The organism is Methylobacterium phyllosphaerae (genome assembly GCF_001936175.1).
Lineage (GTDB): Bacteria > Pseudomonadota > Alphaproteobacteria > Rhizobiales > Beijerinckiaceae > Methylobacterium > Methylobacterium fujisawaense.
Genome location: NZ_CP015367.1, coordinates 1,162,593 through 1,175,805 on the forward strand (window position 1 = coordinate 1,162,593; position 13,213 = coordinate 1,175,805).

Genomic DNA, 13,213 nt, shown 5'->3' on the forward strand with positions numbered 1-13,213 from the left:
GGCCGCCCCATGACGCCGTTCGCCGACCTGCTGCAGCAGGGGACCGCCCATGCCTGGCTGTTCGTGCCGAGCGCGATCCTGCTGGGCGCCCTCCACGGCCTGGAGCCCGGTCACGCGAAGACCATGATGGCGGCGTTCATCATCGCCGTGCGCGGCACGGTCCTGCAGGCGGTCCTGCTCGGGCTGGCGGCGACGCTCTCCCACACGGCGGTGGTCTGGACCATCGCGCTGGGCGGCCAGTACCTCGGCCGGGAATGGGGCGGCGAGGCCGCCGAGCCGTATTTCCAGCTCGCCTCGGCCGCCCTCATCCTCGGCGTCGCGTTCTGGATGGCGTGGCGGACCTGGCGCGAGCAGCATCACGCGCACGACCATCACCACCCTGACGCGCATCGGCCCATCGTCACGCGCGACGGTGCGCTGACGCTGGAGGTGTTCGAGGACGGCGTGCCGCCGCGCTGGCGCCTGCGGGCCGAGGGCGGATCGTTGCCGGTCCCCGCGGCCGTCACGGTCGAGACGGTGCGCCCGGATGGCGCCCGGCAGGCGTTCGGATTCGTCGCGCGCGAAGGCTTCCTGGAGAGCCGGGACGAGATCCCCGAGCCCCACGCGTTCACGGCGCGTGTCCGCCTCGACGGCCCGGCCGGGTCGGAGATGCACGAGGTCGCCTTCGCGGAGCACGACCACGACCACGATCATATGAACCTCGGCGACGAGGACGACGCCCATGCCAGGGCGCATGCGGAGGACATCCGCCGCCGCTTCCAGGGCCGCACCGTGACCACGGGGCAGATCGTGCTGTTCGGCCTGACCGGCGGGCTCATCCCGTGCCCAGCCGCCATCACGGTGCTGCTGCTGTGCATCCAGCTCAAGCAGTTGAGCCTCGGCTTCGCGCTGGTCGCCTGCTTCAGCATCGGGCTGGCGCTCACGATGGTCTCGGCCGGCGTCGTCGCGGCCTTGAGCGTGCGGCACGTGGCCGGCCGCTGGTCCGGGTTCGGCGCGTTCGCACGCCGGGCGCCGTACGCCTCGGCGGCGCTGATCGTGCTGGTCGGCCTCTACACCGGCTGGCTCGGCTGGGACGGCCTCCGCCACGCCGCCGCGGCGCAGGCGGCCCAGTCCGGGACATCGGTCGGGACATCGGTCGGGTGAGCGACGACTGCCGGGTCTGAAACGCCGGCGGCGGCCTCGACCTTCCGGCCCAGGGCTGAAAGCCTATCGCACGGCCGGAAACGGACGGGCTCGGGCATGGCAGGCGATTCCCCCAGAAGGTCTCAGCAGGCGGCCGGATCGCGCACGGCTGCCCGAGGCCTCGACAGCGATCCGTCAGAGCAGGGCCAGGGCGACGCCGCCCAGGGCCGTGAGTGCGACGACCATCCAGGGCGGCGTCCGGCCGACGGTCAGGAGCCCGAAGGCGAGCACGGCCACCGCGTAGTCGCGCGCGTTCCCGACCGCGCTGGTCCAGACGGGATCGTAGAGCGCGGAGCCGAGGATTCCGACCACCGCCGCGTTGGTCCCGCGCATGGCCGCCTGGGCCAGCGGTCGCGTCCGGAGCGCGTCCCAGTAGGGCAGCATGCCGTAGACCAGCAGCAGACCGGGCAGAAAGATCGCGACCAGCGCGATGGCCGCACCGACCACGCCGTGGGGTGCCGGTCCGGCGACGGCTCCGAGATAGGCCGCGAAGGTGAACAGCGGCCCGGGCACGGCCTGGGCGGCCCCGTATCCGGCGAGGAAGGTGCCGGGGCCGACCCAGCCCGGGGCGACCACCTCGGCCTGCAGCAGCGGAAGGACCACGTGGCCGCCGCCGAACACCAGAGCCCCGGAGCGGTAGAAGGCATCGAACAGCGCCAGAGCCTGGGATTGCAGACTGGCGGCCAGCAGGTGAGGGACGACGAGGAGCAGCGCGAAGGCGACCAGGCCGATTGCGCCGGCCCGTCGGGACACCGGGAAGGCGAGAAGCCCGGCCTGCTCCTGCGGCGGCAGCCGGCAGAGCACGAGGCCGGCGAGGGCACCGAGCGCGATGGCCCCGACCTGACCGACCGACCCGGCGACGAACACGGTGAGGAACAGCGCCGCCACCGCGATGCCGGCGCGCGGCCGATCCGGCGCCAGCGCGCGGGCCATGCCCCAGACCGCCTGCGCGACCACCGCGACGGCGACCAGCTTGAGCCCGTGGATCGCGCCCTCGGCCACCGGGCCGGACAGGGCGCCGGCGCCGGAGGCGAAGGCCAGAAGCAGCAGGGCGGAGGGCAGGGTGAAGGCCGTCCAGGCCGCGAGCCCGCCGAGAAGCCCGCCGCGCAGGACCCCGAGCGAGAACCCGACTTGGCTTGACGCCGGCCCGGGCAGGAACTGGCACAGCGCCACGAGGTCGGCATAGCCACGCTCGTCCAGCCACCGGCGCCGGATGACCAACTCGTCGCGGAAATAGCCGAGATGCGCGACCGGGCCGCCGAACGAGGTCAGGCCGAGCTTGAAGAAGGCGCGGAATACCTCCCCGGCGGAGCCGGACGCGCCCGCCGAGGCGGGATCGGTACGCCGCGCCTCGGCGGCCGCGGGGGCTTCGGTCATGGGCGGCCTCGCTCCATCGTGCCGGCGGGGGGACGGCCGGCCATGCGTTCGCGAGCGGCGTCCCGCATCGGACGGCCTCCGACGGCGCCCCCGCGAAGCCCGCCGCGCCCTGCGGTCGCATCCGTCGGGATCGCGGCGCCATCCTGCGGTGTCGCATGTCGGTATCGGGATCGAGGGACCGGTACAAGCCACCCGCGCAGGCCTGTCTCGCCCCGGTCCCGCCGGGGATCGCCCCCCGGCAAGGTCATCGGCAAAACGGCCGACAACGGCCCGGGACCGGCCACCGGTCTACGCCGTCACGCCGAGGCCCGCCGGCACGCCGAGGCCCGCCGGCACGCCGAGGCCCGACGATCCCGGGGGCTTGACCTTCCAACGGTGGGAAGCCCCATCTCGTCGGGACGGCATCCGAAGGAGAACGTCATGGTCCGCTTCAAGGTCGACAGGATGGGCTGCGGTGGCTGCGCCGAATCCGTGACCCGCGCCGTTCAAGCCATCGATCCCGGCGCCCATGTCGAGGTCGACCTCGGTGCGAAGCGCGTCACCGTGTCGAACGCCTCGGCTCCGGCCGAGCGGATCGCCCGGGTTCTCGTCGCCGCCGGCTATCCGGCCGAGCCGATGCTCGCGGCGGCCTGATGCTTCGGGCCGCCAACCCAACCTGCGCTGTGCATGGACGTCCCATGCCCGACATGGTCCCGCCACCCGAACCGGTGTAATCCTGATTCCATGTGCTTCGACCGGCAGATCGCGCGCCTGATGGCGGCGATGATCCTCGCGATCATCGCCTACGTCGCGCCGTCCGCCGCCCAGGCCCACGAGGGCCATGGGGGTCATGGCGGCCATGGGGGCCACGGCCGCCACATGGCCGCGGCGCAGCCACAGCCGAAGGCGGCGGCGGCGGCGAAGCCGACGGTTCGCGCCGCGGCGCCCACGTGGTCCAAGGTCGTCACCACGGCCGTCGAGGCGGCGTACATCGCGCCGACCGGGGACGCGTGTTGCCGGCCCGGTTGCAAGACCCGCTGCTGCGGGACGATGTCCTGCTGCGCGACCGGCGTCCTGTCCGGGTCCGACGCCCTCGTCCCGTCCCTGTTCCGGACCGGCACGCAGATCCCGGGGGACGTCTCCGGCCGCGTCGGCACCGCCCCCGAGACCCTGCCCAAACCCCCACGAACCCTCGCCTGAGATGAGGCGCGCCCGAGGCGCGCGACGCCCGAGCTGCGCCCGCGAACGGCCGCGCCCGGCATCCCCACCGCGAGGAATACCGTTTCCATGTCGACCCGTCTTGCCGCCGCCCTGGGCGCGATGGCGCCGCTTGCCGCCGTTCTGGCGGGATCCGCGCTCGCCCATGAGGGCCATGACCACGGCGCGGCCCCGCCGCCCGTCTCGAAGACCATCGCCCCCCGCGGCGAGGCCCTCTCGGAGACCTTCGAACTGGTCGCCGTCCCGCGCGACGGCACCCTGACGCTGTTCCTCGACCGCTTCCGGACGAACGAGCCGGTGACCGGCGCGACCATCGATGTCGAGACGCCGGACGGCCCGAAGACCGCGACCGCCACGCCGGAGGGCGGCTACGCGCTCACGGCCCCGTGGATGTCGGCGCCCGGCCGGCACGAATTCGTCGCCACCGTCACGGCGGGCGGGGACGTCGACGTCCTGACCGTCGCGGTCGCCGTGCCGGACCCCTCCGGCCGCGCGGCCGCGGCGCCCGCCGAGCCGTCACCGGGGCGGGCCGCCCTGTCGCGCGTGTCCGAGGTCGCCCAGGGGGTTCGCGCGCGCCTCGGGCAGAAGGATCCGACCCTGGTCGGCGCGGTCGTCGTCGCCTTCCTGCTCGGCATGCTGGTGACCGGGCTCGCGCGCGGGCGCCGCAGCGTCCCGGCGGTGGCGTTGCTCGCCATCGGCATCACCCTCGTCCTCGGCACGGCCGCCTTCGCGCATGGCGACGAGGACCACGGCCCGGCCGTGCAGGGTGCCGCCCTGACCGAGCCGCGCCCGTCCGGATCCTCCGATCTCGCCCAGCGCCTGCCCGACGGCTCCGTCTTCGTGCCCAAGCCCACCCAGCGGTTGCTGGTTCTGCGCACGACGATGACCGAGCAGGGCCGGTTCCACCGCGCGGTGGAACTCCCCGGCCGCATCATCCCGGATCCGAATGCGAGCGGCGTCGTGCAATCCTCGGTCGGCGGCCGCCTCTCGCCTCCGGCCTCGGGGCTGTTTCCCCGCCTCGGCACCCGGGTGCGCCGGGGCGAGGTGCTGGCCACCGTCACCCCGCCGATCCAGGCCGTCGACCTCTCCGACATGCGCCAGACGCAGGGCGACCTCGACCAGCAGATCTCCATCGTCGAGCGCCGGGTCGACCGCTACAGGCGTCTCGCCCTGACGGGGGCGGTGGCCCAGACCCAGCTCGACGACGCCCTGGCCGAGTTCAAGGGCCTGCAGGACCGGCGCGCGGCCCTCGACCGGATCCGCCGGGAGCCCGAGCCGCTGGTTTCCCCGGTGGATGGCGTGGTCGCGCAGGCCGCGGCGGTCGCCGGGCAGATGGCGAGCCCCGGGCAGATGGTCTTCCAGATCGTCGACCCGAACCGCCTCTGGGTCGAGGCGCTGAGTTTCGATGCCCTCACGGCGGCGCAGGACGCCACGGCGCGGCTCGCCGACGGCCGGCTCCTGACGCTCGCCTACCAGGGCTCGGGGCTCGCCGACCGCAACCAGGCCATCCCGGTCCAGTTCGCGGTCCAGGGCGACGCGTCGGGCCTGCGCGTCGGGCAGTTCGTCACCGTGCTCGCCGGGACGGACCGCGAGCAGGCGGGCTTGGCCCTGCCGCGCGCGGCGGTCGTGCGGACCGGCAACGGGCAGGACGTCGTCTACGAGCACACCAGCGCCGAGCGGTTCGAGGCGCGGCCGGTGCGCGTCGAGCCGCTCGACGGCGACCGCGTGCTGGTCGCCGAGGGGATGGGGCCCGGCCGGCGGGTCGTGACCCAGGGTGCCGAACTCCTCGACCAAGTGCGCTGAGGAGGCCCGCGATGTTCACCGTCCTCGTCGGCCAGTCGGTCCGCAACCGCCTGCTCGTCCTCGCGCTCGCCGCGGCGCTGGTGCTGTACGGCGCCTTCGCCGCCACCAAGCTGCCGGTCGACGTCTTCCCCGACCTCAACAAGCCGACCGTCACCCTCATGACGGAGGCGGAGGGGTACGCCCCCCAGGAGGTCGAGCAGCTCGTCACCTACCCCATCGAGACCCGGATGAACGGACTCCCGGGCGTCACCCGGGTGCGCTCGGTCTCGGGCGTGGGGCTGTCTATCACCTATGTCGAGTTCGACTGGGGCACCGACATCTACCGGAATCGCCAGCAGGTCGCGGAGCGTCTGGCGCTCGTGCAGAACCAGCTGCCCCGGGGCGTGACCCCGGTGATGGCCCCCATCTCCTCCATCATGGGCCAGATCCTGCTGGTGGCGGTCACGAGCGCGACGGCGAGCCCGATGCAGGTGCGCGAGGTCGCGGACTTCACCCTGCGGCCGCGGCTGCTGACCATTCCGGGCGTCGCGCAGGTCATCCCCATCGGCGGTGAGGTGCGCCAGTTCCGGATCGGCCCGAACCCGGCCGCCATGCGCGCGCTCGGGGTGACCAACGCGCAGCTGGAGACCGCGCTCGCGCAGTTCGGCACGAATGCCGGCGGAGGCTTCACCGACCAGAACGCCCGCGAGTACCTGATCCGGAACATCGGCCGCACCCTGAGCCTCGACGACCTGCGCAACCTCGTGGTCGCGACGGTCAACGACGCGCCCGTATCCCTGCGCCAGGTTGCCGAGGTCTCCTTCGCCGCGAAGGTGAAGCGCGGCGACGCCGGGTACATGGCCAAGCCCGCGGTCATCGTCTCGGTGGAGAAGCAGCCCGACGTCGATACGGTGCGGCTGACCCGCAGGATCGAGACCGCCCTGAAGGAGATGGCGCCGACGCTGCCGGCCGGCATCCGGGCCGACCGGATCCTGTTCCGGCAGGCCGACTTCATCGAGACCTCGATCCGCAACGTCGAGGGCGTCCTCGTCGAGGCGGTGCTGGTGGTGGCGGTGGTGCTGTTCGCCTTCCTGCTGAACGTCCGGACCACGGCCATCTCGCTGCTCGCCATCCCGGTCTCGGTGCTGACGACCGCCGCGGTGTTCCACCTGTTCGGGCTCTCCATCAACACGATGACGCTCGGCGGCCTCGCCATCGCCATCGGCGAACTCGTCGACGACGCGGTGGTCGACGTCGAGAACATTTTTCGCCGGCTCGGCGAGAACCGGAAGGCCGGCAACCCGAAGAGCGTGTTCCAGGTGGTGGTGGAGGCCTCGAACGAGGTCCGGTCCGGCATCGTCTACGCGACGCTGATCATCATCCTGGTCTTCGTCCCGCTCTTCGCGCTGTCGGGCATCGAGGGCCGGCTCTTCGCCCCCCTGGGGCAGGCCTACATCATCTCCATCCTGGCGAGCCTGCTCACCTCCATCACCCTGACCCCGGTGCTGGCCTCCCTGCTGCTGCCGGGGCTCAGGAACCTGGAGCAACACGACAGCCGCTTCCTGGCCCTGCTCAAGCGGGCCAACGCCGCCCTGCTGGGGGCCGCCTTCCGGCACCAGGGCCGGCTCGTCGGCGCCGTCGCCGTGGCGGTGGTGGCCGCGAGCGTGGCCGCCTGGAACCTGCCCCGGGCCTTCCTGCCGCCGTTCAACGAGGGCTCCTTCACGGTCAACATGACGTTCCGCCCGGGCATCTCCCTCGCCGAGAGCGACCGGGTCGGGCTCATCGCCGAGCGGCTGCTCCTCGACATCCGGGGCGTGAAGGCGGTGGGCCGCAGGACCGGCCGCGCCGAACTCGACGAGCACGCCGAGGGGGTCCACGCCTCCGAGATCGAGGTCGCCCTCGACGCGGACGCCGCGCGTCCGAAGGAGGCGCTCGTCGCCGACATCCGCGGACGCCTCGCCGCCCTGCCGGTGGCGGTGAATGTCGGCCAGCCGATCGCGCACCGGCTCGACCACATGCTCTCGGGCGTCCGCGCCGAGATCGCCCTGAAGGTGTTCGGCGACGACCTCGACGGCCTGCGCCGGGTGGCCAACGCCCTGCGCGACCGGCTGGCGGCGATTCCGGGCCTCGCCGACCTGCAGATCGAGCGGCAGGTGCGCATCCCGCAGCTGGAGGTGCGGGTCGACTATACCCGGGCGGCCCTCTACGGGGTTCAGCCGGCCGCAATCGTCGAGCAGATCAGCCGCCTGTCGAACGGGCGGGTGGTCTCGACGATCGTGGATGGCGTGCGCCGCTTCGACGTGGTGCTGCGCCTGTCCGAGGACCGGCGGACGACCGCGGGGCTGGGCGATCTCCTCCTGGAGACACCGTCGGGCTGGGTGCCGGCGCGGCAGCTGGCCGACATCCGCGAGACGGACGGGCCGAACCAGATCCTGCGCGAGAACGCCCGCCGCCGCATCGTCGTCCAGGCCAACACCGACGGCGCAAGCGACATGGCGACCGTGGTGGCGGCCATCCGCGAGGCCGTGGCCAAGGAGCCGCTGCCGCCCGGCTTCTTCACCAGCCTGGAGGGCACCTTCCAGGCGCAGGAGGAGGCGAGCCGGACCATCGCGGCGCTTTCCGCGCTGTCCCTGGCCCTGGTCTTCGCCATCCTGTTCAGCCGCTACCGCTCGGCCGCCCTCGCCCTGATCATCATGGGCAACGTCCCGCTGGCGCTCATCGGCTCGGTGGCCGCCCTCTGGCTCGTGGGCCAGCCGCTCTCGGTGGCGTCGATGATCGGCTTCATCACGCTGACCGGGATCGTCGCGCGCAACGGCATCCTGAAGATCAGCCACTACCTGAACCTGTCGCTGCACGAGGGCGTGCCGTTCGGGCCCGACCTCGCGGTGCGCGGCAGCCTGGAGCGGCTGACCCCCGTGCTGATGACGGCGCTCTCGGCGGGCGTCGCGCTGGTGCCGCTGCTCTACGATGCGGCGAGCCCCGGCAAGGAAATCCTGCACCCGGTGGCGGTGACGATCTTCGGCGGCCTCGTCAGCGCGACGCTGCTCGACACCGTCCTGACCCCCGTCCTGTTCCTGCGCTTCGGCCGCACGTCGCTGGAACGGCTGCGCGCCCTCCACGCCGAAGCCCCGGCCCACCCATCGCCGTCGGGCACGCCCCCGCGCCCGGCCGAGGCGTACTGACCCCCGAGGAGACACGCGCATGATCCGACCGAGCCTGACCCTTGCCGCCGGCCTGCTGGCCGCAACCGCCGCCGACGCCCACGAGACTGCGGGCCGGCACGGCGGGCGCGTCGCCGACGCCGGCGACTTCCACGTCGAACTCGTCACCCGGGGCGAGACCGTCGACGTCTACGTGTCGGACGGCACGCAGGCGCCGGTCCCCGTCGCGGGTTTCAGGGGCACGGCCATCCTCGTGGCCGGCGGCAAGCCCGCCCGCGTGCCGCTGGAGCCGGCGGACGGCAACCGCCTGACCGGGAAGGCCCCGGCGGCGCTCGGCGACCGCCCGAAGGGCGCCGTGCAGCTCGCCGCCCCGGACGGGGCCACCGTCAGCGGCAAGTTCAACTGAACCGACCACCGAAGGGATCTCTTCCATGACCGTCGCTCGGACCCTCCTCGCCGCCGCCCTGCTGACCGCAGGCCTCGCCGGCACCGCCCGCACACAGGGCCTGCACGACCACGGTTCCATGTCCGGCCAGGGGAGGGGATCGATGAAGCCGGACCCGAAGGACGACGCCTCGACCCGGGCGTTCAAGGCCGCCGACCAGGCGATGATGACGGACATGGACGTCCCCTACACCGGCGACCCCGACGTCGACTTCCGCACGCACATGATCCCGCACCACAAGGGCGCGGTCGCCATGGCCGAGGTCGCGCTGAAATACGCCCGGGACCCCGCCACGCAGGCGATGGCCCGGAAGATCATCGCCGACCAGACCACGGAGATCGCCGACATGGAGGCGTGGCTGAAGCGGCACGGCCGGTAGTCGCCGCCGGGGCCGGGCCGCCCACAGGGGCGCCCCGGCCCGCGTCCCGATTCCACCCGCGCCTGTCCAGGGGCAACCGATGCATGCCGCCCGCAAGGCCACGCTCCACCGCATGGCCCCCTCCGAGCGCCTCTGTCCCTCCGGCCTGAAGGCCGAGGACCTGCGCGAATGCGGGGGCTTCGCGATCGAGGACCGCAGGCTCACGGCCCGCGATGAGGCCGAACGCCTCAAGGACGAGCCCCCGGTCAAACCGACGCCCCGGACCTTCATCGACGACCTGCAGCGCCGTCTCGGCAAGGCGGCCCACGCCCGAACATGCCGACCTCCGTGCCGGCCAACGCGGTGTTCAAGGCGGTCGACCTCGAAGGGCGCGACATCGAGTGCGCCTGCGCCGGCGGGGCGAGCACGGTGCCGCCCGGCTTCGTCGGGCTGACCGAGAGCGTGATGATGGTCGCCCTGGCGGTCCGGATGCTGGCGATGCCCCCGTGAGCGGGGTTTTCGGCCTCTTCCCGCGGGGCCGGCCGCTCCCTGCGGCTCTTCAACCCGGCGATCCGGCCCCCGGCTGAGACGCGTGGGGCATGTGGTCCGGCCCGTCGGCGCCCGCTCGCCGTGGACTGAGGCCCCTTCCGCGGGCGGCACGCCACGCTGGAGGCGCACCACCACGGGACGGTCAGCCTCCGAGCGGGCCGCGTACGCCCCTCACGTGCCGAACGGGCATCACTCGCGGGTCCATGGCCTGGCACGGTCTGAGCGAACGGTGTGAAACAGCCATGTGAGCCGCACCAGCACCTTCAGCTACGGGCTTGAATGTGCTGGCGCGCCCTACGGGAATCGAACCCGTGTTTTCGCCGTGAAAGGGCGACGTCCTGGACCGCTAGACGAAGGGCGCTCTGGCTAGGCCGGGGTTCTATAGTCGGACCGGAGACGCCCGGCAACCGTTCATGCGCGGCACTGGTGCCACAGGACCCAGGTTTGACCGCGGGCCGGGTTGGGGCGATGGAGGACGGATGCCCCAATCCCCCCCTCGCATGACCCTCGTCCTCGGCGGGGCGCGGTCCGGCAAGAGCGCCTACGCGGAGGGGTTGATCGAAGCCTGCCCCGGCCCGTGGCTGTATCTCGCCACCGCGCAGGCCTTCGACGACGAGATGGTCGCGCGCATCGCCCAGCACCGCGCCCGGCGCGCCGGGGCGTGGCGCACCCGCGACGTGCCGCTCGCCCTGCCGGAGGCGGTCGCCGCGTCCGAAGGGCCGGTCCTGGTCGATTGCCTCACGCTCTGGCTCACCAACCTGATCCTCGCCGAGGCCGATCTGGACGCTGCGACGGCGCGCCTCCTCGCAGCCTGCGCCGGCGCGCCCGGCCCGGTGGTGCTGGTCGGCAACGAGGTCGGGCTCGGGATCGTGCCCGACAACGCCCTCGCCCGCCGCTTCCGCGATGCGGCCGGCCGCCTGCACCAGCAGCTCGCCGCCCGGGCCGACCGGGTCGTGCTCACCGTGGCCGGCCTGCCGCTGGTCGTGAAGCCGCAAGCCCCCACCGCAGGAGCCTCCGCATGAGCGACGACGACGCCCGCCACCGCGCCAAGATGGAGAAGCGCAAGGCCGTCCAGGATGCCGAGGTGGCCGCCAAGACCCTCGAGAAGGGCCTGCTCCTCGTCCATACCGGTCCGGGCAAGGGCAAGAGCACGGCGGCGCTGGGGCTGATGCTGCGGGCGCTCGGCCGCGGCTGGCGGGTCGGCATGGTGCAGTTCATCAAGGGCGGCTGGGATACCGGCGAGCGCCACGCTGTGGCGGCCTTCGGCGACCGGGTCGTGTGGCACACCCTGGGCGAGGGCTTCACCTGGGAGACCCAGGACAAGGCCCGGGACATCGCCGCCTGCCGCCACGCCTGGGACGTCGCCGCCGGCCTGATGGCCGATCCGACGATCCGCCTGCTCGTCCTCGACGAACTGAACATCGCGCTGCGCTACGACTATCTCGACCTCGACGCCGTCGTCGAAGCCCTCCGCACGCGGCGGCCGGACCTGCACGTGGTCGTCACCGGCCGCAACGCCAAGCCGGCCCTGATCGAGGCCGCCGACCTCGTCACCGAGATGGGCAGCGTCAAGCACCACTTCGCCGCCGGCGTGAAGGCGCAGGAAGGGATCGAGTTCTGAGCCCGCCGCGGACAAAGGCCCTGATGATCCAGGGCACCGGCTCCGATGTCGGCAAGTCGCTGCTCGTGGCGGGGCTGGCGCGCGCCTTCACGGAGCGGGGCTTAAGGGTCCGGCCGTTCAAGCCGCAGAACATGTCGAACAACGCCGCCGTCACCGCCGATGGCGGCGAGATCGGCCGCGCGCAGGCCCTCCAGGCCCGGGCCGCCCGGGTGGCGCCCTCCGTCCACATGAACCCGGTCCTGCTCAAGCCGCAGAGCGAGGTCGGCTCCCAGGTGGTGGTGCAGGGCCGGATGGTCGCCACCGTGAAGGCGCGCGACTACCAGGCCTGGAAGCCCCGGCTGATGTCGGCCGTCCTCGACAGCTTCTCCCGGCTCGCCGGGGAGGCGGATCTGGTCCTCGTCGAGGGCGCGGGCTCGGCCTCAGAGGTGAACCTGCGGGCCGGCGACATCGCCAATATGGGCTTCGCCCGGGCCACCGACACGCCGGTGGTGCTGGTCGGCGACATCGACCGGGGCGGGGTGATCGCGAGCCTCGTCGGCACCAAGGCGGTGATCGACCCGGAGGACGCCGCCCTGATCGCGGGCTTCCTCGTCAACCGCTTCCGCGGCGATCCGAGCCTGTTCGCCGACGGCATGCGGCTGATCGCCGAGCGCACCGGCTGGGCGGCTCTGGGCCTCGTGCCGCACTTCCCCGATGCCGCGCGCCTGCCGGCCGAGGACGTGCTGGGGCTCGCCGGCTCGGAGTCGCGCGGGCCCGGAGCCGTCACGGTGGCGGTGCCGGTGCTGCCGCGCATCGCCAATTTCGACGACCTCGACCCCTTGCGGGCAGAGCCGAACGTGTCGGTGGTGCTGGTCCGGCCCAGCACGCCGATCCCCGCCGAGGCCGCCCTCGTGCTGCTGCCGGGCTCCAAGACCACGATCGACGACCTGGAGGCCTTTCGCCAGGAGGGCTGGGACGTCGACCTGCGCGCCCATGTCCGCCGGGGCGGGCGGGTGCTCGGCCTGTGCGGCGGCTACCAGATGCTGGGCAACAGCCTCGCCGACCCGCACGGGATCGAGGGCGCGCCCCGCACGGTGGCGGGCCTCGGGCTCCTCGACGTCGACACCGTCATGACCCCCGAGAAGCGCCTCGCGGCGGTCACCGGCACGAGCCTGCCGGACGGCGTTCATTTTGCCGGCTACGAGATGCATATCGGCGCGACGGAGGGCCCCGACGCCGCCCGGCCGCTCCTGCGCCTCGCCGACGGGCGCCTGGACGGGGCGGTCTCGGCGGACGGGCGCGTGGCCGGCACCTACGTGCACGGCCTGTTCGCCCACGATGCCCAGCGGGCGGCCTGGCTCGCGCGCCTCGGGACGGCCTCGGACGGCCCGGGCTACGAGGCCGGGGTCGAGGCGGCGCTGGACGGCCTCGCGCGACACATCGCGGCCCATGTCGACTGCGACCGCCTCCTGGCGCTTGCCCGGTAGGCGCGGGCCGCGCCAGGGATTACTCTGTGTAATGCCGGTCCCGCCACGAAGGGCCGCACGCGCCAGAGGAACGCC

At 73.2% G+C, this 13,213-nt stretch carries 12 protein-coding genes and 1 tRNA gene; 11 read left to right on the forward strand and 2 right to left on the reverse strand.

The window, feature by feature from the left end:
• Positions 1–9: 9 nt before the first annotated feature.
• Complete coding sequence (locus MCBMB27_RS05095) at positions 10–1,143, forward strand: nickel/cobalt efflux transporter (RefSeq protein WP_075380008.1); 1,134 nt, start codon at positions 10–12, stop codon at positions 1,141–1,143.
• A 174-nt stretch (positions 1,144–1,317) separates the two neighbouring features.
• Here the strand turns inward: MCBMB27_RS05095 and chrA are convergent, their stop codons facing one another.
• Positions 1,318–2,559, reverse strand: a complete 1,242-nt coding sequence (gene chrA / locus MCBMB27_RS05100; RefSeq protein ID WP_075380009.1) for a chromate efflux transporter — start codon at positions 2,557–2,559, stop codon at positions 1,318–1,320.
• Between the two features lie 420 nt (positions 2,560–2,979).
• On the opposite strand from chrA, the gene MCBMB27_RS05105 reads away from it, so the two are divergent.
• The 7 genes from MCBMB27_RS05105 (at position 2,980) to MCBMB27_RS30905 (ending at position 10,012) form a co-directional block, all read left to right on the forward strand.
• A complete protein-coding gene (locus tag MCBMB27_RS05105; RefSeq protein ID WP_043389375.1) occupies positions 2,980–3,192 on the forward strand; it encodes a heavy-metal-associated domain-containing protein in 213 nt (70 codons plus the stop codon).
• A 120-nt stretch (positions 3,193–3,312) separates the two neighbouring features.
• Positions 3,313–3,738, forward strand: a complete 426-nt coding sequence (locus MCBMB27_RS05110) for a hypothetical protein (RefSeq protein ID WP_335633070.1) — start codon at positions 3,313–3,315, stop codon at positions 3,736–3,738.
• 87 nt (positions 3,739–3,825) lie between these two features.
• Positions 3,826–5,559, forward strand: coding sequence for an efflux RND transporter periplasmic adaptor subunit (locus MCBMB27_RS05115; RefSeq protein ID WP_043389379.1), 1,734 nt, complete (start codon positions 3,826–3,828; stop codon positions 5,557–5,559).
• Between the two features lie 11 nt (positions 5,560–5,570).
• Positions 5,571–8,720, forward strand: coding sequence for an efflux RND transporter permease subunit (locus MCBMB27_RS05120; protein WP_075380010.1), 3,150 nt, complete (start codon positions 5,571–5,573; stop codon positions 8,718–8,720).
• A 19-nt stretch (positions 8,721–8,739) separates the two neighbouring features.
• The gene (locus tag MCBMB27_RS05125) at positions 8,740–9,105 is read left to right on the forward strand and encodes a hypothetical protein (protein WP_043389384.1); all 366 of its coding nucleotides are present in this window, start codon (positions 8,740–8,742) and stop codon (positions 9,103–9,105) included.
• Positions 9,106–9,130: 25 nt separating this feature from the next.
• Complete coding sequence (gene copM, locus MCBMB27_RS05130) at positions 9,131–9,523, forward strand: CopM family metallochaperone (protein WP_075380011.1); 393 nt, start codon at positions 9,131–9,133, stop codon at positions 9,521–9,523.
• A 315-nt stretch (positions 9,524–9,838) separates the two neighbouring features.
• Positions 9,839–10,012, forward strand: a complete 174-nt coding sequence (locus MCBMB27_RS30905) for a hypothetical protein (protein WP_335633071.1) — start codon at positions 9,839–9,841, stop codon at positions 10,010–10,012.
• 324 nt (positions 10,013–10,336) lie between these two features.
• On the opposite strand, the gene MCBMB27_RS05135 is transcribed toward MCBMB27_RS30905, so the two are convergent.
• Positions 10,337–10,412 (reverse strand) — tRNA-Glu (locus MCBMB27_RS05135).
• 118 nt (positions 10,413–10,530) lie between these two features.
• On the opposite strand from MCBMB27_RS05135, the gene cobU reads away from it, so the two are divergent.
• From cobU to MCBMB27_RS05150, 3 genes are read left to right on the forward strand one after another with little or no spacing between them, the layout of a single operon-like run.
• Positions 10,531–11,073, forward strand: coding sequence for a bifunctional adenosylcobinamide kinase/adenosylcobinamide-phosphate guanylyltransferase (gene cobU, locus MCBMB27_RS05140; RefSeq protein WP_170861817.1), 543 nt, complete (start codon positions 10,531–10,533; stop codon positions 11,071–11,073).
• Entirely contained in the window at positions 11,070–11,672 is a 603-nt protein-coding gene (cobO, locus tag MCBMB27_RS05145) for a cob(I)yrinic acid a,c-diamide adenosyltransferase (RefSeq protein WP_053609835.1), read from the forward strand. The genes cobU and cobO overlap by 4 nt, the downstream gene beginning before the upstream one ends.
• Positions 11,673–11,695: 23 nt before the next feature.
• Complete coding sequence (locus tag MCBMB27_RS05150; RefSeq protein WP_075380012.1) at positions 11,696–13,138, forward strand: cobyric acid synthase; 1,443 nt, start codon at positions 11,696–11,698, stop codon at positions 13,136–13,138.
• Positions 13,139–13,213: the final 75 nt, after the last annotated feature.

What these genes read in the sequence shown, in the direction of transcription:
- MCBMB27_RS05095 (WP_075380008.1), top strand. Translation starts at nt 10, where the DNA reads ATGACGCCGTTCGCCGACCTGCTGCAGCAGGGGACCGCCCATGCCTGG.
- chrA (WP_075380009.1), bottom strand. Translation starts at nt 2,559, where the DNA reads ATGACCGAAGCCCCCGCGGCCGCCGAGGCGCGGCGTACCGATCCCGCC.
- MCBMB27_RS05105 (WP_043389375.1), top strand. Translation starts at nt 2,980, where the DNA reads ATGGTCCGCTTCAAGGTCGACAGGATGGGCTGCGGTGGCTGCGCCGAA.
- MCBMB27_RS05110 (WP_335633070.1), top strand. Translation starts at nt 3,313, where the DNA reads ATGGCGGCGATGATCCTCGCGATCATCGCCTACGTCGCGCCGTCCGCC.
- MCBMB27_RS05115 (WP_043389379.1), top strand. Translation starts at nt 3,826, where the DNA reads ATGTCGACCCGTCTTGCCGCCGCCCTGGGCGCGATGGCGCCGCTTGCC.
- MCBMB27_RS05120 (WP_075380010.1), top strand. Translation starts at nt 5,571, where the DNA reads ATGTTCACCGTCCTCGTCGGCCAGTCGGTCCGCAACCGCCTGCTCGTC.
- MCBMB27_RS05125 (WP_043389384.1), top strand. Translation starts at nt 8,740, where the DNA reads ATGATCCGACCGAGCCTGACCCTTGCCGCCGGCCTGCTGGCCGCAACC.
- copM (WP_075380011.1), top strand. Translation starts at nt 9,131, where the DNA reads ATGACCGTCGCTCGGACCCTCCTCGCCGCCGCCCTGCTGACCGCAGGC.
- MCBMB27_RS30905 (WP_335633071.1), top strand. Translation starts at nt 9,839, where the DNA reads ATGCCGACCTCCGTGCCGGCCAACGCGGTGTTCAAGGCGGTCGACCTC.
- cobU (WP_170861817.1), top strand. Translation starts at nt 10,531, where the DNA reads ATGCCCCAATCCCCCCCTCGCATGACCCTCGTCCTCGGCGGGGCGCGG.
- cobO (WP_053609835.1), top strand. Translation starts at nt 11,070, where the DNA reads ATGAGCGACGACGACGCCCGCCACCGCGCCAAGATGGAGAAGCGCAAG.
- MCBMB27_RS05150 (WP_075380012.1), top strand. Translation starts at nt 11,696, where the DNA reads ATGATCCAGGGCACCGGCTCCGATGTCGGCAAGTCGCTGCTCGTGGCG.